This window comes from Pseudoalteromonas sp. M58 (assembly GCF_042604605.1).
Classification (GTDB): domain Bacteria; phylum Pseudomonadota; class Gammaproteobacteria; order Enterobacterales; family Alteromonadaceae; genus Pseudoalteromonas; species Pseudoalteromonas tetraodonis.
Map to the genome: position 1 here is coordinate 1259240 of NZ_CP152390.1, position 19952 is coordinate 1279191.

General features: G+C 40.0%; 18 protein-coding genes and 1 tRNA gene. 13 read left to right on the forward strand and 6 right to left on the reverse strand.

Going from position 1 to position 19952, the window contains the following annotated elements:
- The first annotated feature begins 212 nt into the window (after nt 1-212).
- Entirely contained in the window at nt 213-1913 is a 1701-nt protein-coding gene (locus tag AAGD16_RS05850) for a cyanophycinase (protein ID WP_377114223.1), read from the forward strand.
- A 90-nt stretch (nt 1914-2003) separates the two neighbouring features.
- A complete protein-coding gene (locus AAGD16_RS05855; protein WP_024601163.1) occupies nt 2004-2555 on the forward strand; it encodes a flavodoxin family protein in 552 nt (183 codons plus the stop codon).
- Between the two features lie 58 nt (nt 2556-2613).
- Here the strand turns inward: AAGD16_RS05855 and AAGD16_RS05860 are convergent, their stop codons facing one another.
- A complete protein-coding gene (locus AAGD16_RS05860) occupies nt 2614-3207 on the reverse strand; it encodes a hypothetical protein (protein ID WP_013464625.1) in 594 nt (197 codons plus the stop codon).
- 388 nt (nt 3208-3595) lie between these two features.
- On the opposite strand from AAGD16_RS05860, the gene AAGD16_RS05865 reads away from it, so the two are divergent.
- From AAGD16_RS05865 to AAGD16_RS05875, 3 genes are all read left to right on the forward strand, one after another.
- Entirely contained in the window at nt 3596-5089 is a 1494-nt protein-coding gene (locus AAGD16_RS05865; protein WP_013464626.1) for an acetyl-CoA hydrolase/transferase family protein, read from the forward strand.
- Nucleotides 5090-5258: 169 nt separating this feature from the next.
- The gene (locus AAGD16_RS05870; RefSeq protein WP_377114228.1) at nt 5259-5507 is read left to right on the forward strand and encodes a hypothetical protein; all 249 of its coding nucleotides are present in this window, start codon (nt 5259-5261) and stop codon (nt 5505-5507) included.
- 181 nt (nt 5508-5688) lie between these two features.
- A complete protein-coding gene (locus tag AAGD16_RS05875; RefSeq protein ID WP_377114231.1) occupies nt 5689-6231 on the forward strand; it encodes a hypothetical protein in 543 nt (180 codons plus the stop codon).
- A 17-nt stretch (nt 6232-6248) separates the two neighbouring features.
- Here AAGD16_RS05875 and AAGD16_RS05880 read toward each other — a convergent pair whose 3' ends face one another.
- The 3 genes from AAGD16_RS05880 to AAGD16_RS05890 are packed head-to-tail and all read right to left on the reverse strand — an operon-like array spanning nt 6249 to nt 9894.
- The gene (locus tag AAGD16_RS05880) at nt 6249-7970 is read right to left on the reverse strand and encodes an EAL domain-containing protein (protein ID WP_377114234.1); all 1722 of its coding nucleotides are present in this window, start codon (nt 7968-7970) and stop codon (nt 6249-6251) included.
- 23 nt (nt 7971-7993) lie between these two features.
- A complete protein-coding gene (locus AAGD16_RS05885; protein ID WP_013464629.1) occupies nt 7994-8416 on the reverse strand; it encodes a response regulator in 423 nt (140 codons plus the stop codon).
- Nucleotides 8413-9894, reverse strand: a complete 1482-nt coding sequence (locus AAGD16_RS05890; RefSeq protein ID WP_377114237.1) for a PAS domain S-box protein — start codon at nt 9892-9894, stop codon at nt 8413-8415. Before AAGD16_RS05890 ends, AAGD16_RS05885 begins: the two co-directional genes overlap by 4 nt.
- 299 nt (nt 9895-10193) lie before the next feature.
- Here AAGD16_RS05890 and AAGD16_RS05895 point away from each other — a divergent pair, with 299 nt between their 5' ends.
- Nucleotides 10194-11363, forward strand: a complete 1170-nt coding sequence (locus AAGD16_RS05895; protein ID WP_368485507.1) for a MerR family transcriptional regulator — start codon at nt 10194-10196, stop codon at nt 11361-11363.
- Between the two features lie 277 nt (nt 11364-11640).
- Here AAGD16_RS05895 and AAGD16_RS05900 read toward each other — a convergent pair.
- A tRNA-Pro gene (locus AAGD16_RS05900) sits at nt 11641-11717 on the reverse strand.
- 116 nt (nt 11718-11833) lie between these two features.
- Complete coding sequence (locus AAGD16_RS05905; protein WP_033102626.1) at nt 11834-12457, reverse strand: arylesterase; 624 nt, start codon at nt 12455-12457, stop codon at nt 11834-11836.
- Between AAGD16_RS05905 and AAGD16_RS05910 the strand changes: the two genes are divergently transcribed.
- The 7 genes from AAGD16_RS05910 (at nt 12458) to tolR (ending at nt 19951) form a co-directional block, all read left to right on the forward strand.
- Nucleotides 12458-13171, forward strand: coding sequence for an ABC transporter ATP-binding protein (locus AAGD16_RS05910; protein WP_008114127.1), 714 nt, complete (start codon nt 12458-12460; stop codon nt 13169-13171).
- Nucleotides 13161-15662, forward strand: a complete 2502-nt coding sequence (locus AAGD16_RS05915; protein ID WP_377114241.1) for an ABC transporter permease — start codon at nt 13161-13163, stop codon at nt 15660-15662. The genes AAGD16_RS05910 and AAGD16_RS05915 overlap by 11 nt, the downstream gene beginning before the upstream one ends.
- Before the next feature lie 132 nt (nt 15663-15794).
- Nucleotides 15795-16319 carry a crossover junction endodeoxyribonuclease RuvC gene (gene ruvC / locus AAGD16_RS05920; RefSeq protein ID WP_377114244.1) on the forward strand — a complete coding sequence of 175 codons (525 nt, stop codon included), beginning with the start codon at nt 15795-15797 and terminating at the stop codon, nt 16317-16319.
- 2 nt (nt 16320-16321) lie between these two features.
- Entirely contained in the window at nt 16322-16939 is a 618-nt protein-coding gene (ruvA, locus tag AAGD16_RS05925; protein ID WP_008114133.1) for a Holliday junction branch migration protein RuvA, read from the forward strand.
- 7 nt (nt 16940-16946) lie between these two features.
- Nucleotides 16947-17954, forward strand: coding sequence for a Holliday junction branch migration DNA helicase RuvB (ruvB, locus tag AAGD16_RS05930; RefSeq protein WP_013464636.1), 1008 nt, complete (start codon nt 16947-16949; stop codon nt 17952-17954).
- An 874-nt stretch (nt 17955-18828) separates the two neighbouring features.
- Nucleotides 18829-19533 carry a protein TolQ gene (tolQ, locus tag AAGD16_RS05935; RefSeq protein WP_016899821.1) on the forward strand — a complete coding sequence of 235 codons (705 nt, stop codon included), beginning with the start codon at nt 18829-18831 and terminating at the stop codon, nt 19531-19533.
- Nucleotides 19520-19951, forward strand: coding sequence for a protein TolR (gene tolR, locus AAGD16_RS05940; RefSeq protein WP_016899822.1), 432 nt, complete (start codon nt 19520-19522; stop codon nt 19949-19951). Before tolQ ends, tolR begins: the two co-directional genes overlap by 14 nt.
- The last annotated feature ends 1 nt before the right edge of the window (nt 19952 follow it).

Genomic DNA, 19952 nt, shown 5'->3' on the forward strand with positions numbered 1-19952 from the left:
CTCGTCAAACCACTCCGAAAGGTAGTGTGGTGAGTAGAAATATGTTGTAAGCAAACGTGCTTTTTTAAACATAATTCTCATTCCAAAAGGTTTTTGACAAAGCCAGCAAAGGGGTGCTAGCTTACTCGCGTTTTAAAGTTCCTTTTTTTTATAGCAAGTGAGAGACGCTCTCGCAAGTTATTTCTTATAATTTTTTACATGAGTATAACATAATGGAACGAATATATTTACCAAACAAACGGTTAGCTAAATCGCGCATAATAACGGCTTTTTTTTCGTTTTTCATTGCTTTTTCGCTGCAGTTAAGCGCAAAAGAATCTGAACAAACGTTAGTATTAGTCGGCGGTGCACTCACAACGTGTGCTAGTTTAAGCCCTAAAAATTGTGAAAAAAACACACAAATTCCGGGTAAAATACATAATGTATTTGCGCTCTCCCACGCTAAAATTAGTCAAATAAAGCAACAATGGCCAAGTAAAAATACGCAAGCTAAAAACAAAACTATTAAAAATTTAGCAACAATGCAGGCTAAATCATCACCCACATTGTCAAAAAAAGAGCTGTTATGGTTATGGCGCGATATTGATAGTAAACAGCTCAATAGTTTAACGGATCAAGAATACAATTTTGTAATAGATATGCTTGAAGTAGCGCAGCTGCAGGGCGACAATACGCGACTAAAAGAGCAGGTCAATACCGCGCTTAATAGCGAATCCGCCGCGACAGATATTTTGCAATTTATATCAGGCAGTTTAAAAGTAAAAAGTACTAACCCGAGCATACTAGCGATTACCGCCTCAAGCAGAGACCCTTATGAATCTGCTGATTTTTACGAAGGATTACTTCGTTTTCCCAATGTAAATTCACAATGGCTTGCATTAACCCCTGCGCTTGCTAAAGCAATAACCACCAATAAATGTGATGATTTAAACACGCTTAGGCACTCTGAAATGGGGCTATATCAACGTGAACATATTTACCCTGATCGCACTCAAGCAGAATATTTGCTGTGTAAAAGTGGCACAGACGCTCTAGTGCAGCTAATCAAAAATAGTACCGGTGTTATGTTTAATGGCGGCGATCAAAGCTTAACGCGCAAGGTATTGTTTGATGAAAATAATCAGCCATATCCATGGACAAAAGCGTTACAGTCTCGCCCTGTTGTTGTAGGTACAAGTGCAGGCACCGCAGTGCAAAGTGGCGGGCAAGCGCACGGTGGTAATGTGGTTATGATCACTAATGGCACAAGTTTATCGGCATTGAAAGAAGGCGCGCAAGCCACTGATGCGCCCAGTGAGCGCTCAAACAGCGATAGTTTAACTTACAACCGCTTTGGGGGTTTAGGCACATTTAGTTACGGTGTACTCGATACACACTTTAGCGAGCGAAACCGTACATTAAGACTAGGCACTTTGCTCGACAGCCTTGGTGCAAATCAAGCTCAACCCGCATTTGGTTTTGGTGTAGACGAAACCACCGCCTTAGTGGTTATTAAATCTGAATCAGGGAATTTAATGACCGTAATTGGTAAAAATGGTGTGGTGATGGTTAAATCAACAGGGCAGGCTCAGGCTGAAACTAAAACCTACAGTTACTCGTACTGGCCTGCTGGCAGTGTGATTGATATTAAAAATAATGATTTTACCTTAAGTCAGCGCAGTATTAGCCAAGCATTGCCAGCAATTAAAATACCGCCTTTGCCGGTTCAGCGTTTCGGCAGTATTTTAACGGATGCCAAATTGCGCTCTTTAACGCAAGCCATGTGCTTGAGCCAAGAACAAACAGCTGTTGGTCAGCAAGATGCGTTTATTATTAGTCTATCAACTAAGCCTGAGTCGGCTTATCACCGTATTAGTGCTGAGCAGTATGGTTGTGCGGTGAGTAATTTAGAAATTTCAGTGAGTACCTTTTAATTTAATTAAACACGCTGCTTAGTTGATTTTAGATTAAGCGGCCATACTATATTTAAAGCGTGTTATTAAATCACAACAAAAGGAAGGTTCATGAGTAAAGTAGCGGTTATTTATTTTTCTGGATATGGCCATACCAAAAAAGTGGCGGAATTTGTGGCTGATGGAGCAAACGCTCAGCTTATTGCAATCGATGAAAATGGTGATATTAAAGACACCGATTGGGATGCATTAAACAATGCAGACGCCATTATTTTTGGTGCACCTACCTATATGGGCTCATACCCTTGGCAGTTTAAAAAGTTTGTTGATGCCACCTCTAAAGTGTGGTTTACCATGGGTTGGAAAGATAAAGTGTTTGGCGGTTTTACTAATAGCGGCAGCCTAAATGGCGACAAACAAGTCACCCTAATTAGTATGCAAACGTTAGCTTCACAGCATGGTGGAATTTGGGTAAGCCTAGGGTTACCACCCGCCAATAAATTGGAATCAACCCGTCAAGACATCAATAACTTAGGCGGTTCGGTTGGCGTATTAGTACAATCACCTACTGATGCTGACGAAACGGCTATTCCATCAGGCGATTTAGAAACGGCTCGTTTATACGGTGAGCGCGTTGCTGAAATAGCAAAACGATTAAAGTAAAAATGACCTAAATTAAGTTTATTTAATCCGTAAAGCCACACTTAATTAGTGTGGCTTTTTAGTTTGATAGCCCCAGTTCTTGCTTATGCTCAAGTTGATATAAGCTTGAATATTCACGTTTATGCACTTCAAATAAATACGCTCTTAACTGCTCTTTACCATGGTGAATATGCTTTATTTTAGCTGCTATGCCACACTCACTGTGCCTAACGGGTTCTATGTCTAATGATATAGCCGCTTCATTGGGTAAAATAAATTGCATATTTTGCAACTCATCAAGTTCACTGTTTATTGATGTGGGTTTTAAAAATATTCCTGTGCTTGAGATAGATTCAATGCAAAAACCTTGGCTTTGAATATTTAATTCACTTAATCGCCAGCTACGTTGAGTGCCTTTAGTATCAATCACTTCTGGGGCTGCTAACACAGTACTGAAATGGCCTAATTCATCGGTTTTAAATTGAAGTGGAAACCACAGTTGGTAATGAGCTACTTCTGCTAATAGGGTTAATTTAGCCTGACCAAGTAAATGCGCAATACCATCTGGTATTGATGTTTGTACTGTTAGTTTTGTTTCATTAATTAATGCTGTACTTTGACTAGGTTCAAACAACCCAGATAAAAAGTTAATTTCTTCGTCAGACAAATCCATGTATTTTCCTTAATACGTAAACTGTAGATTCTATTCCTTACAAGGTTACTGCCCAATGAATGACCAGTTTATTATTTTGTAAGATTTGGCCTGTACGGCTTTATTTTTATACAATTTATAATCTCAACTTTCCTGGCTGAATTTATAAGTAATTGATTTAAATTAATTATATTTCATTTTAAGCTTGTTTAGTTAAATCACTGAATAAATCTTTTGGTATTCTAACCCCAATAACAGCAATAAGTTAAGTAATAAAGTGTACATAATTAAAGCGCTCTTCAACGTTTTTATACCAACTATGCGTAAATGAGACTTAGGTCTAGCTTACGAAGCATAAGGAAATACTTAGAATAGCGCCCAAATAATAATGGGGTTTAAGGGGTTCCAAATGCAATTAGAACGAATTCGTCGTAGTGACTTACACAACAAAGTGATGTCTGCAGAGCAGGCCAGTTTATTTATTAAAGACGGCATGACCGTGGGCATGAGTGGCTTTACTCGTGCTGGTGAAGCGAAAGCTGTACCACGTGCACTTGCCGAGCGTGTACGTGAAAACCCAATGAAAATTAACCTAATGACGGGCGCGTCATTAGGTAACGACTTAGATAAGCTACTTACTGAATCAGGTGCGTTAGCGCGTCGTATGCCATTTCAGGTAGACAGCACATTACGTAAAGCAATTAACAACGGTGAGGTCATGTTTATTGACCAGCATTTATCAGAAACTGTTGAACAGTTACGTAATCATCAGTTAACTATGCCAGATGTAGCGGTCATTGAAGCCGTAGCTATTACAGAAGAAGGCCACATAGTACCTACAACGTCAGTGGGCAACTCAGCAAGCTTTGCTATTTTTGCTAAAGAAGTAATTGTAGAAATTAATATGTTACATCAGCCAGAGCTTGAAGGGCTGCACGACATATACATTCCATCGTACCGTCCAACGCGTACACCCGTGCCACTAGTGAAAGTAGATGACCGTATCGGTAGTACTGCTATTCCAATCGATCCGGCTAAAATTGTGGGTATTGTATTTACCAATCAAAGTGACTCATTTTCAACAGTAACCGACCCAGATGCCGATACCGCCTCTATTGCACGCCATTTAGTTAACTTTTTTAAAGAAGAAGTAGCGCAACAGCGCATGCCTGCAAACTTAGGCCCATTACAAGCGGGTATTGGTAACATAGCCAACGCAGTCATGATGGGTTTACTAGACTCAGATTTTAAAGACCTCACTATGTACTCAGAGGTACTACAAGATTCTACCTTTGACTTAATTGATGCGGGTAAACTTAATTTTGCCTCTGGGTGTTCAATTATTTTATCAGAGCGTTGTAACGCACAAGTATTTAATAACCTTGAAAAGTACCGCGATAAGCTAGTACTTCGCCCACAAGAAATGTCGAATCACCCTGAAATTGTGCGTCGTTTAGGTATTATTGCAATTAACACGGCACTTGAGTTTGATATATATGGCAACGTTAACTCAACTCATGTGTGTGGTACTAAAATGATGAACGGTATTGGTGGCTCAGGCGACTTTGCACGTAATGCGCATGTATCGGTGTTTGTAACTAAATCAATTGCTAAAGGCGGCGCTATTTCAAGCGTGGTACCTATGGTAAGCCATGTCGATCATACCGAGCACGATGTTGATATTTTAGTGACCGAGCAAGGCCTTGCTGATTTACGTGGATTAGCGCCACGCGAACGGGCTGTTGAAGTAATTAAACACTGTGTACACCCCGATTATCGCAACGCTATGCTTGATTACTACGAGCGTGCTTGTGTACGTGGCGGCCATACGCCTCATATTTTAGAAGAAGCATTCAGCTGGCATACCCGCCTTGAACAACAAGGCACAATGAAGCAAAGCTAATACTTAAAACCCCGCATTTGCGGGGTTTTTACAAATACTTTTAATTTTGCTTTACAGAATGTTGTTATGACTTTGCCTATAAGGTGGTTTAAGTTTTTACTGTGTGCTGTAAAATAACCGCATATTATTGACAGACTCGCTATGGCGAGCAACACATAGAGCAACCACAATGGAAAACAAACTAACTGCAATCGACACCCTCGCTGAACTTGAAAGCTTTTTACTGCAAGTTGAAAACGGCGGCTTAGGTTTAACCGGCGTAACAGGCGTGGGCATGGCAACTAACAATGCTGACGGCAGCCGTTTTGTCGCGGTGTTTGATGACAAGCAACAACTTTTATTAGCACGCGAAATTACCGAAGAGATTTTTCAAAGCGGCCAAGACATGGTGCGCAACGGCGTAGGGCGTAAGCATTAATTCCTTACTACTAATTTAAAAAGCGCCAAATGGCGCTTTTTTTGTGGTTTATTTTAAACAGGTGTTAAATATAAAATAAATTTATACTAACGGTGCTCTTTGTAATGGTTTTACTATATAGAAAAAAATAATCGATAAGGTGAGATTATGATGATTCAACCGTTATTAGGTGTTAGTTAGTATGGACTTTATTGCTATCGGACTTTTCTTTTTAGTCCTTCTAATCGCTTTATCTATTGTTTGGGGAACGCTAAAAACGGGAATTTCACCGATGATGAGCTCAAGCAAAGCGCGCCAAACTATGCTTGCTGCAATAAGCATGGATGAAAAAGGCGCATTAATTGATTTAGGTTCAGGTTGGGGAACGCTTGTTATACCGGTTGCCAAAAAGCATCCTAATAAACAGGTTATTGGCTATGAGTTATCGTGGTTTCCTTGGATGGTTTCAGTGCTTTTTAAATATAGTTTGGGTTTAAATAATCTTACCCTCTATCGTAAAGACTTTAAAAATGCCGATCTCAGTTCTGCGTCTACTCTGGTGTGTTACTTGTTTCCTGGTGGTATGGTAGCGCTTGAAGAAAAGTTAAAACATGACGTAGTTAATAATAAAATCACTATTGTGAGTAACACCTTCGCTTTGCCATCATATAAACCAACTAACGTGATCAAGCTTAAAGATTTTTACCAAACACCGATTTATGTGTACCACTGGCAACCCAAATAGAGGAATATTATTTAGGGTCAGTGCTTAGTTGATGTCATATTTTTTATCCATAAGTTCATCTTCTCTGCAGACATTGGTTTGGCAATATAATAACCTTGCCCATGATAGCAACCCATACCGATAAGTACTTTTTCGAGCTCTTGTGACTCTATCCCCTCTGCAACTAGGTTATACCCAAATGCTTTACTTAGCGCCACGATACACGTAACGATGGACTTGTCTTCATGGTCTGATAGGAGCTTTTTAACAAAGCTTTGATCTATTTTTAATGTATCTAAAGGTAATTTTTTTAAGTAACTCAACGAAGCGTAACCTGTACCAAAGTCGTCTAGCGCAATACTTACCCCTAAATTTCGACAACCATTGAGAACGTCGACTGCTTGGTCAACGTTTCCAATTGTAGTGCTCTCTAAAATTTCCAATTCGAGGGTTTTTGGTTTTATATTATTAGTGCTGATGAGTAACTCTCTGAGGTTTTCAACAAAGCCCTCACTAAGTAAATGAGCTGGAGAGATGTTCACACTCATAGAAAGATGATTTCTTGTCCAAATTTTATGCTGTTTTAAGGCCTCAGCAAGTACCCATTCACCAATTAAAATACCAATGTGTGGATGCTCTAATGCCTCTGAAAAGTGACCAGGATAAAGTAAACCCAAAGTAGGGTGATTCCAGCGTATTAAGGCTTCAACGCCAATCAACTGGTGATCCATCAAATTTACCTTTGGTTGATAATGAAGAATAAACTCTTTGCGAGCAATGCCTTTTTCAGCAGCCAATAATAAATCATGTTTTGCATGCCTTAGGCTTTCTTCTTCTGGATCAAAAAACAGAATTCGGTTTGTTCCTGATCTTTTTGCTTGGTACATTGTTTGATCGGCTCTGCGTAAAATGTCATCACAAGTTAAGCCATCATCACTGGGAAGTGCAACGCCGATGCTGACTGAAATTTGAACGGAGCACGAAAACTCTGCTAATTTTATTGGGTCGTTTACCTCAATCAGCACCTCTTGTAACAGAGTCTCATATTCTTGTATCGTGTGCGCAGCCCCTCTTAATAAAAAGATAAACTCATCTCCGCCAATACGCGCGAGTGTATCTTCTTTGCGTAATGTGCTTTTTAGTCTTTGGGCAATAGTTTTCAAAACGAAGTCACCGGTTTCGTGACCGTATTTGTCATTAATGGGTTTAAAATTATCTAAATCTAAATAGGCAACGGCGAGCTTTTGCTCAGATGTAATGGCCTGTTGGAGTTGATCAATTAAAATAGGGCGGCTTGCTAAGCCTGTTAGGCTATCGTAGTGTGCCATGTCATGGAGTTTTTTTTCTAAGTTTGCGCGTTGAATGGAGCTAGATATAGAGTGTATCAACTGATCGCTTTTTAATTGATTTTTAAGTAAATAATCGCTTGCTCCTAGCCGCATAGCTTCTGCTGCTATTTTTTCATCTCCCAAGCCCGTGACCATAATCACAGCACAGTGGTTATTTTCAGTCTTTCTAATATTATTTAGCAGGGTAAGTCCCGATCCGATACCTAATCGGTAATCAACAATGACACAATCAAACTCACCATGTTCAAGATAAGACATCGAGCTTTCAATAGAGGATGCCTCTGAAATTTTCGCCTGTATATTTGAGCGAGATATCATACGACGTATTTGTTCTCTATCAACCGCATCGTCATCAACAATGAGTAGGTTAATACTGTCGCAGGTTTCAAAATTATCTATTGAAGTTATCATATCCATATCTCTTGCAAAATGGCTTATTCAAGCTCAACGGCATGTATATAAGCATCCATAAGTGTCGCTAATTTGGCAAACTGCGGGCCAATTGCATGTTTCACCATATAACCTGCTACGTTGTTATGGTACGCGCGAGTGCGGTCGTTATCCTCATTGGAGGTTGTTAGTATAAATACAACGGTATCGTTTAATTTTTTATCTTTACGAATATGCTCTAAAAATTCAAACCCATTCATCACTGGCATATTCAGGTCTAGCAATACTAAGTAGGGCTCTGATATTACTTTTTGTTGTGCTTTTTCTCGTAACGCATCTAACGCCAGTTTTCCATTTTGTTTCCAAATTATTTTAATTTTAGGATCCACTTTTTTTAGGCTTCTTGTTACGGCTTCCGCGGCAACATCATCGTCTTCAACAAGCAGTATAGATAGATTTTTGATCATAAATTCTCTTTCCTTGCAAAGCGCGGCCACCAAACATGAAATGTAGACCCTTTTTGCGGTTCATTTGAGCTAACGGAAATGCGCCCACCATGAGCTTGTGCCAGACGCCGACTAATAGACAGCCCAATACCTGAGCCTGACTTATCGTCAGAGGTTGTTTGAAATAAACTAAAAATACGCTCGTAAGCCTCTGCTGGTATACCGGGGCCATCATCAGTCACAGTGATATGGCAAAGCGTATTTTCTGCTACACAACGAATCTCTATAGTTCCCTCTTTAGTGTCGTGGTGTTTAATGGCGTTACTTAATAAATTGCGGACAACGGTTTCAAGTGGCGTCCATGCAGTGACGATAGTATCTAATTGAATGTCTTTATGAAGCTTCATTCCAGCCGGTAAATCTAACAGTTCGGTAACGTTAGAAATTAATTTATGCATATCGATTACTTGAGTATCTTGGGTAGCTTTACCCGCCCTTGCATAGGCCAATAAATTATCGATTAACGTCTCCATTTTATGAATACGATCATCAATACGCGTTAAGTTGTATTCTACTTCAGGCGTGGTAGTGCCTAAATCTTCTTTAATCCATTCAATTAAGTTTGAAATGCCCCGCAATGGAGAGCGTAAATCATGAGAGGCTACATAGGTAAACTCTTTCAGGCTTGTGTTATTTTCTTTTAGCTCAGTTTCCATTCGTTTTCGTTCTGTTATATCTAACAACGAAACAAATACCATGTCTTCATCATTGGTATTTATAAAAGGGCTCAAGCCCACTTCAACGGGGAATTCTTTACCGTCTTTGTGTAACGCGGTTAAATCTCTGCCTACTCCCATACTTCTTACACTGGGTTCACGGTGGAATGAATGACGAAGTGCTGAGTGATGTCCTTGGTAGCGCTGGGGCAATAGCATTTCCATTTTTTTATCGAGTAGTTCTATTTCACTGTAGCCAAAAGATTTGCATAACGATTGATTTACCGCTTGTATAATGCCTGCTTGGTCAACTATTAACACACCATGTGGCGCAGCCTGAATAGATCGTTGAAACATATTATTTGCGCGCAGCCTTTGCGATATATCAACCAATGTAGCTAAAACTAATTCTTGTTGTCCGTGTATTGGGTTTAAACCTATTTCAATTGGGATTTGTTTACCACTTTTTTGACTCGCAAATAACTCACGGCCTTCACCCATTAAGCGTTTTCGAGGGTTAGCAAAAAACTGACTCATCAAGTGGGTATGATTGGCTTTAAATTGAGCTGGAAGTAAACTATCTATGTTCATCCCTATGAGTTCTGAATCCTCATAGCCTAGTATTTCAGATAGTTGATTATTGGCAAAAAGGATCTGAGCATCAGTATTAACTACCATTGCCCCCATGGGTAAACAATTAACTAGTTGAGTTAAAAATGCTTCATCCATATTTACAGTTAAACTTGGTGAGTTAGATTTTTTATTTACTTTTTTAAGGTCCATCAAGCATCCCGCAAGTAAATTTAGTTCCCATAATATAGTAATAGTCGAACAAGTAATGAACAGCAAATCTAGCGAAAGATCATGTTATTTAAATGCTCATTTTAATGATTTCTTCTTATATTTTAGCGAGTCATTATGGACGTACTGTTCAGTGTAAGGTATATAAAAAAGGCGCGTTTCTTCCAGCTATTTACAAAAATAATTTCATACCAACACAAAGAGTTTAGGTTGACACTTGACCTGTCTATTACTCTATAGTTTACATTTAACATCGCACTTAAAAATGTATGGAGTTATATGTGTATCGTATTTCTGAGCTAGGTGCATTAGTTGGTTTGTCGAGGACAACTTTACTTTATTACGAAAAGCTTAATCTAATTTCTAGTAAGAGGTTAGAAAACGGCTACCGAGTATATAGCGAAAGAGATTTACAGCAGGTGCGTTTAGTTCAGCACTTACAAAGTGGTGGGCTGAGCTTGGCTGAATGTAAATCTTGCCTCGATAGTAAGTTAGATAGGTCTGTTCTTAAGTTTCGTTATGGCGAACTAGAAGAAGACATTAAACGAAAACAAAAGTCATTGGCTTTGTTGTCGTCCCTATTAGGAGAAAACAGTAGTAAGTCATGGCATGAAATGCTTAGCGAAGTCGCTCCAGATGCGCATATTGACTGGTTAAAAACTCAAGGGTTTAACGAAAAGCAAGCTCTAAGAATTAGATGGTTATCAAAAGATATGAACGAACATGACAAATATATGCAAGATTTTATGAACATATTTGCAGCACTAGAATCTTGGGGGCCTAATAGTGAAGAGGACACGAAAAAAGCGTTTCATTTACTTAGTAACAATCCTAAACGAATTTTAGAGATTGGTTGTGGTAAGGGTAACTCAACAATATCACTCGAAAGATTATCGAACGCAGAAATAATAGCGACTGACAATGATCAAAGTGCGCTTGATAAATTAGAAGATAAAATAAAGCAGCATAACTTGAGTGAGCGGGTATCAACTAAATGCATCAGCATGACAGAATTAAACTTTGGCACTAAAAAGTTTGACGTTATTTGGGCTGAAGCCTCGGCTTATGTAATGGGTATAGAAAACGCCCTAAAAAAATGGAAATCGTTACTCATCGACGATGGCGCTTTGGTTTTTAGCGATTTAGTTTGGTTAACTGACAGCCCAAGTCAAGATGCTATTGATTATTGGAAGAGCGATTATCCAGATATACAAACAGTTAATACTCGTAAATCACAAATAGAAAAAGCGGGCTACCAGCTTCAGCATACATTTACAGTATCAGAGCAGGCTTGGAAGAATTATTACGAGCCACTTGAACAGCGCTTACAAGATGTTGCATTAAAAATGACTGGGTCACGAGCTGTGGTTGATATTCAAAATGAAATAGATTTATATAAATCTCATTTAGGCGAATTTGGTTATCAGTTTTTTATTGCTAAAAGGCTTTAAGACATTAATAACCATGGGCTAAACCCATAGAATAAATAATTTTAGCTTAAACACTATCCATATTAACCGGTTGAATGGTGTTTTTAATTATTATTTGAAAAGTATTTAAACGAGGTGTGATGCCACATAATCTAAATACCATGGAAATCAAAAAGCAGAAAAACAGTCAATAAATTGGTTGGTGCGATAATTGTACGATATTTTTTTGTATTAAATTAGGTAGAACGAAAGGAAAATGGTTTTTATTGAATAAAACTAAGTTTTGAAGGGATTTAAATGGTCGGTATGGAGAGATTCGAACTCTCGACCCCTGCCACCCCATGACAGTGCGCTACCAAGCTGCGCCACATACCGACTTCGACTGCAATAGTACGTGTATTTTTAAAAAAATCAATAAGCATTTGTTTGTTTGGATGTTTATTGCGCAAGCGTTTAATATTAAGCGCTTGCGCCAGAAGTTTTACACGGCCTTACTCTTTATTTAACCACTGGTTGATCGTGTTATACATTTCATCTCGTAGTATTGGTTGCGCAGTTTTGTTAGGGTGTAAGTTATCGTTTTGCATTAGCTCGCTTTTGCCTGCTACTTTAAGTACAAAAAACGGCATTAAATACGAGCCTGTGGCTTTACTAACACTGGCAAAGCTATCGGTGAACATTTTACTGTAACGTGGGCCATAGTTAGGTGGAATATAAATTTCCATTAGCGCGGTTTGTGCATCTATTGCTTGGCTTTTTTCAATTAGAGCGGTCAAGTTGTCTTGCATTTTAGTAACTGGAAAACCGCGTAGACCGTCATTAGCGCCAAGCTCTATGAGCACATGAGTTGGTTGATATTGCTCAAGCAATGCATCAAGTCTGCGCAGGGCGCCACCAGTGGTTTCACCACTAATACTGGCATTAACTAAGTTGATATTGCGTTGCTCGGCATCGTATTTATCTTGTAACAATTGCACCCAGCCTTGTTCTTGTTTTAAGCCATAGGCTGCGCTTAAACTGTCACCAAGTATTAAAATCGTGTTGTTAGCTGCCGCAGTAAGCGGGTTAATAACTAAAAATAAAATAAATACAAAACGTAGGATTGAATGAGTCATATGTCAGCGCTTTCTCAATTAAATATAATTCAAGTAAATGGTTTGTCTAAAGTTGTATCTACCCTTGAAGGTGAGTTGTCCATCCTCAGCGACATCAGCTTTAATGTCAAGCACGGTGAGTCTGTTGCTGTTGTTGGCACGTCGGGCTCAGGTAAATCCACTTTATTAAGTTTATTAGCAGGGCTTGATACGGCAAGCAGCGGCGAAGTAATGTTAGATGGGGAGCCGCTGCACGAATTAGACGAAGAAGCGCGGGCCGCACTCAGAGCTGCAAAAGTTGGCTTTGTGTTTCAGTCTTTTATGTTGGTACAAAGTTTAACTGCACTTGAAAACGTGATGCTACCGGCAGAGCTTGCAGGTAAAGAAGACGCCAAAGAACAAGCGCTCGCTTTGCTTGAAAAAGTAGGCTTAAGCCATCGGGTTGATCATTACCCGTCGCAGTTATCTGGTGGTGAGCAGCAGCGTGTTGCGATTGCCCGTGCGTTTGTGGGTTCGCCAAAAATATTGTTTGCCGATGAGCCATCAGCTAACTTAGATAGCAAAAATGGCCATATGATTGAGTCGTTATTATTTGATTTAAATAAGCAAAACGGAACAACCCTCATTTTAGTCACTCACGATGAAGCCTTAGCGCAAAAATGTGAACGCATTATTCAAATAGAGGCGGGGGAGCTGGTACAAAATTCAACAGAGGAAATGGCAAATGTGGGCTAAATTAGCGCTTAAACTATTTTCCCGTGAGTTTCGCCGTGGTGAACTAACCGTAATAAGCGCAGCCATTGCACTGGCGGTATTAACCGTGCTTACTTTATCTATGGTAACTGAGCGAATTGCACAAAGTATTGCGCAAAAAAGCAGTGCATTTATAGCAGCAGATCGTGTTCTTGCCAGCAATCACGCCATAGATACCGCCTTTATAACCAAAGCAGAACAACAAAACTTACAAACTGCACAAATGGTGTACTTTGACACTATGCTGTTTGCAAACGATCAAATGCAGTTTAGCTCGGTAAAGGCTGCATCAAACAGTTACCCGCTTAAAGGCCAATTGAAAGTTAAGTCGGGTTTGAATGCTCAAACTGAGGTTGCACCCGGTGCGCCAAGCCCTGGTAATGTATGGTTAAGTGAATCAGTTTTTTATAGCTTAAACATAAACGTAGGCGACCAAGTTGAATTAGGTGCCGCGTTATTTAACGTTGAAAAGGTAATTGTTGAAGAACCCGATGCGCCATTTAATGTGTTTTCAAGTAGCCGCAGGGTGCTTATAAACATAGATGATGTGGCAAAAACCGAAGTAATACAGCCAGGCAGTCGCGTATTTTACCGCCAGTTATATGCAGGTGATGAAAGCGACATCAACAGTTTTTACGATTGGTTAAAGCCGCAACTCAAAGAAAACCAAAATTGGTATGGTGTAAAAGACCGCCAGTCTCCTATTTCAAATAGCTTAAACAGAGCCGAAAGCTTTTTATTGTTAGCAGGTTTGCTGGGCATTATATTAGCCGCGGTTGCTATTGCAGTATCGGCTAAGCGTTATTGTGAGCGCCAATATGACCCAGTCGCAATGATGAAAACCTTAGGTGGCAGCCGCGATATGATCCGCAAAATTTACCTTATGCACTTATTAATGGTGTGTACCATGGCGGTAGTCGTTGGCCTTGCTATTGGTTACGGCTTACAAGAAGTTGCAACTGGTTACCTTGCAAAAAGCATGGGAACCGAACTGCCCATGGCAGGGTTTGAACCGTGGTTAGTCGCCATTAGCACCGGGGTTATTTGTGCGGTTATGTTTTCTATTAAGCCATTGTTAGATTTATTTGATATTCCACCACTTAGAGTGCTTCGCCGTAATTTAGGCGACCGCCTTGCGGTAAGTAAAATCCATTTAGGGCTTAGCGCCTTAACGGTATTTTTATTAATGTGGTTATTTAGTAACAATATTAAAATTACCCTTATTTTATTTGCCTCAACGCTTGCGCTTATTTTAGTGTTGTTTTTAATTTCTAAATTAATATTTGGCGGGGGCCGAAAGCTTGGTTTAAAGCCAGGTAACAGCTGGTCGTTGGCTATTGCGTCTATTCAAAAACGCGCCAACGTTAATGCGGTGCAGCTAATTAGTTTTTCGCTAGCGATTAAATTACTGTTGTTTTTAATTGTGCTAAAAAACGACATTATTTCGGATTGGCAGTCTCAGTTACCAAGCGATGCACCTAATGCCTTTTTGGTTAATATTACGCAAAATGAGCTGGATCCGGTAAATGAATACTTAGCGCAAAAAGGCATTCAAGTGTCGGAGTTTTACCCAACGATTCGTGGCCGCGTGAATGCAGTAAATGGCGAAGCAGTAGCACGTGAAGTGTCATTGCAAGACAACGAGAAAAAAGACGAAGAAGCCCGCTCAGGAATTGGCCGCGAGCTTAACTTAACTTGGCTTAACGAAGTCCCCTCACAAAATGACATTATAGATGGCCAGTGGTTTGGCGATGACGCAGTAGCTGAGGCCTCACTTGAAGAGTCGATGATGAAGCGCCTTGATGTGAAAATGGGCGATACCCTTACGTTTTTAATTGGTGCGCAGTCGTTCGACGCTAAAATTACCAGTGTACGTAAAGTTAATTGGGCCACGCTTAAACCTAACTTTTTCATTATTTTAAGCCCTGATGTGTTGAGCAGCTTTCCGGCCACGTATATTTCATCAGTACGTATTGAGCCTGAGCAAAAGCGTGACTTTAGCCAGCTATTGCGGGCATATCCCACTATTACAGCGATTGATGTAGACAACTTTGTTAAACAAATTCAATCGACTATTGAGCAAGTGTCGTTAGCTATTGGTTTTGTACTGGCTATAGTGGTGTTGTGTGGCGCGTTGGTACTTATATCGCAGGTGCAAGCGAGCTTAGGTGAGCGGATGCAAGAAATTGTGATACTGCGTACGTTAGGTGCTAAAAGCCGATTAATCAAAAATGCCACCTTGTATGAGTTTTTATTACTGGGCGGTTTAGCCGGACTGGTGGCTGCATTTTTCAGTGATATAGCACTGTTATTAGTGCAGCAGCAAATGTTTGATTTAGCGGGTAAGCTGCATCCTAACATATGGATTATAGGCCCCGTTGCTGGCGGCGTGTTTGTAGCAGGATTAGGCTATTTTATGATTGCCCGTACGCTTAAACAAAATACCCAAGGCTTAGTGCGCGCATTGGCGTAAACTTTCCAGCCAAATAGCGTTTAAATGCCTACTTTTTAAGTAGGCATTTTTGTTTTTGCTTTGTACTGGTAATTTATACAGTGCTCTGGCATTATTAGCACTATTAATAAATAACAATAATGAGAGTGCTGTTTGGCCATAATTTTAGGGATCGATCCGGGCTCGCGTTTAACGGGTTACGGTGTGGTTGCGCATCAAGGTGCCAAGTTTACATACTTAGGCAGTGGCTGTATTAAATTAGCCGATCATGACTTTCCCACCCGACTTAAAATGATTTACCGGGGCATTACGCAACTTATAGAGCAATTTTCGCCTGAAACATTTGCTATAGAAAAAGTATTTATGGCGCGTAACCCTGATTCTGCTTTAAAGCTAGGTCAAGCCCGTGGTGCTGCGATTGTCGGTGCCTCTATGGCCGACTTACCGGTTTTTGAATACTCAGCACGGCAAATAAAGCAAGCCGTTGTGGGTAACGGTGGGGCAGATAAATCGCAAGTTCAACATATGGTTAAAAACATACTTAAACTGCCAGGTACGCCGCAAGCCGATGCGGCGGATGCGCTTGCAATTGCAATTTGCCATGCCCACTCTGAACAAAATTTAATAAAACTAGCGGGTAGCGCAAGCAAAACCGTTAGAGGACGTCTAAGGAAATAACAATGATAGGTCGCTTAAACGGCGTGTTAGTTGAAAAACAGCCCCCAGAAATACTATTAGAAGTGAGCGGCGTTGGCTACGAAGTACAAATGCCAATGACCTGTTTTTACGATTTGCCTAAAGTCGGTGACAACGCCATTGTGTACACTCATTTTGTAGTACGCGAAGACGCACAGTTATTGTTTGGCTTTAATAATAAAACCGAACGTGCGTTATTTAGAGAGCTGTTAAAAGCCAATGGAGTAGGGCCTAAATTAGGCTTAGCCATTTTGTCGGGCATGTCGGCGCAGCAGTTTGTAAGTTGTGTAAATAATGAAGATGCCACTGCCTTGGTTAAATTGCCAGGGGTGGGCAAAAAGACCGCAGAGCGCTTAGTGCTCGAAATGAAAGACAGATTAAAAAATTGGGGTAATGACTTATTTACCCCATTTAGCGATAGCGCCGTAATAGAGCCTGCGAGCGATGCAACTATAGCCAATAATGCGGCCGATGATGCGGTTTCGGCGTTAGTGGCGCTCGGTTATAAATTGCCACAAGCGCAAAAAGCAGTAAAATCAGTAAGCAAACCCGATATGTCGACTGAGGTTCTAATTAAAGAATCTTTGAAATCAATGCTGTGAGTAAATTATGATCGAAGCTGATCGCTTAATAGATGCTGCTGAAAAAACCAACGAAGACACCATAGACCGTGCTATTAGGCCTAAGTTATTGGCCGACTATCGTGGTCAGCCGCATGTTAAGCAACAAATGGAAATATTTATTGAAGCTGCGCGTAGCCGCAGCGAAGCGTTGGATCACTTATTGATATTTGGCCCACCAGGCTTAGGTAAAACCACGCTTGCTAATATTGTGGCGAACGAATTAAACGTAAATATTAAAACCACGTCTGGGCCTGTGCTTGAAAAAGCGGGCGATTTAGCCGCATTACTCACTAACCTTGAAGAGGGTGATGTACTGTTTATTGATGAAATTCACCGTTTGAGCCCGCAAGTTGAAGAAATACTCTACCCGGCAATGGAAGATTACCAGCTCGATATTATGATAGGTGAAGGCCCTGCAGCGCGTTCTATTAAGCTTGATTTACCCGCATTTACACTCATTGGTGCAACTACCCGTGCGGGATCATTAACTTCTCCACTGCGTGACCGTTTTGGTATTGTTCAGCGCTTAGAGTTTTACTCTGTGGAAGACTTATCGCATATTGTGGGGCGCTCAGCGCATTATCTTAGTTTAGAAATGTGTGACGATGGCGCGGCCGAAATAGCCAAACGTTCGCGCGGTACGCCACGTATTGCAAATCGTTTATTGCGCCGAGTGCGCGATTACACCCAAGTAAAGTCAGACGGTACGGTTAATGCTGAGGTGGCCCAACAAGCCCTCGACATGATTGACGTTGATAAAAGCGGTTTTGATTACATGGATCGTAAATATTTACTCGCCATCATCGAAAAGTTTATGGGTGGCCCTGTTGGCCTTGACAACTTAGCCGCGGCAATAGGCGAAGAGAAAGAAACCATAGAAGATGTGATTGAACCCTTTTTAATTCAACAAGGATTTATTCAGCGTACGCCGCGAGGGCGAATTGTCTCTGATAATGCGTACCACCATTTTGGCTTGTTACCTAAAAAAGATTAAATAACCAGAATAACTAGACTCTTTCTAAAGCCACTGTCATTTTAACGACAGTGGCTTTTTAGTATGAGCAAAGGCTAAATTTAGACGTATTTTACTTTGCCAATAATTCACTGAGCGTTAAGACATATCAGGCTATTGTGCGCCTGCTGTAACGTTACTGAGGCCGAGTGTAGCTGATTTGACAAATTGCGGGCAAAAAAAAGCCCGCAAATAATGCGGGCAAACAACAAGTTTAAGGAAGTAATCTAGGGAACTACGTTTTACTTATTGAGGTCATACCCCAAGAAGTAAAAAAGTAATACGAAATAAATCATATTACGAAGAACTGGATTCAATGAAATAGCTTTCATTTAATGCGCTAGCTCGGTATGGAAGAATAATACCGAAGCGGCAGAATTTGTTCAAACTAGAAAATTTATATTTTCAGATTAAAAAAACTAATAGCAGGGGCTTTCTGTTTTTACTTAATGTTGCATGTTAATTAACCATTAATTCTATAAGTTAATGAAATGCTTTGTTTATGTATATTAACATATAAACGTTCGGTATTAGTTTTACTATTACGTTAAGGTAAGCGTGTAGTGTTTATGAGTGCTTATGCATTAATTTTGAATAAACAGCGTATTTTTGTGACTCTTTAGTGAAGTTAAGCGGGCTTACAGATAGCTTTATTGTTATTTATTTATACAGTAAAACAAGAGTTAAGTAGTAAAACTATTTTTTTAACGTTTTTTGTTGGCTATTCACAGCAATATCGTTGTCAGCAGGAAATACACTAGATACACTAGCTGAACTTTAATGGTGGCTAATGTGTTACAAAGTTACCTTACTCAAATAAATCAATTTGATGTTTTTAATTATTTAGGAGTTTAACGTGGGATCAGGGCTTAATTTTTTAGATCTAATTCTAGAAGCCAGTTTGCTTGTGCAATTAGTAATGCTAGCGTTGGTTGCTATGTCGGTTATGTCGTGGGCTATTATTTTTCAACGTAAAAAAGCCATCTCTGACGCCTTAGCAAATGCCAAAAAATTTGAGCAACGTTTTTGGTCTGGTGTTGACCTAAGTAAGCTATATAACGAAATTTCATCACGCGGTGGTCAATCAACGGGTATTGAAGCGTTATTCACCTCAGGTTTTAAAGAGTTTGCACGCCACAAAAAAAATACCTTTCAAAGTGCAGGCATTGTTATGGAAGGCACGCACCGTTCAATGCGGGTTGCGCTTTCTCGTGAAATAGAAAAACTAGAATCAAGCTTATCGTTTTTAGCAACCGTTGGGTCAATTAGCCCCTACATAGGTTTGTTTGGTACAGTATGGGGTATTATGAATGCCTTTATTGCCTTAGGTGAAGTAAAACAAGCAACCTTACAAATGGTTGCACCAGGTATAGCAGAAGCTTTGATTGCAACAGCAATGGGTTTATTTGCGGCTATTCCTGCCGTTATTGCCTATAACCGATTTGCTAATAAGGTTGAAAAGTTAGAATCTCATTACATTAACTTTATGGAAGAATTTGCCAATATTTTACACCGTCAAGCAGCTACCCAAATAGAGGCTCAAGCGAATGTACCAGCGTAAAAAGCGTCGCCCAGTCGCAGAAATTAATGTAGTACCATACATTGATGTAATGTTGGTGTTGCTTATTATATTTATGGCCACTGCGCCATTAATAACCCATGGCGTAAAAGTAGACCTACCAAAAATGGAAGAGTCAGACTTAGTTGATACCAAAGATACGCCGCCCATTATTGCCTCTATTGATTCGCAAGGTAAGTATTATGTAAGCATAGGTACTGATCCGGAAGAGCCAATGGAAGCATTAGATGTAGCCGCTGTAATTAAACTACAACTAATGAAAAACCCTGATACCCCAGTAATGATTAAAGGCTCAGGTAAAGTGTCGTATCAAGAAGTGTTACTGCTCATGGATTTTTTGAAGAATGCAGGTGTACCATCGGTAGGCTTAATGACCGAATCCTTTGAGGGGACCAAGTAGT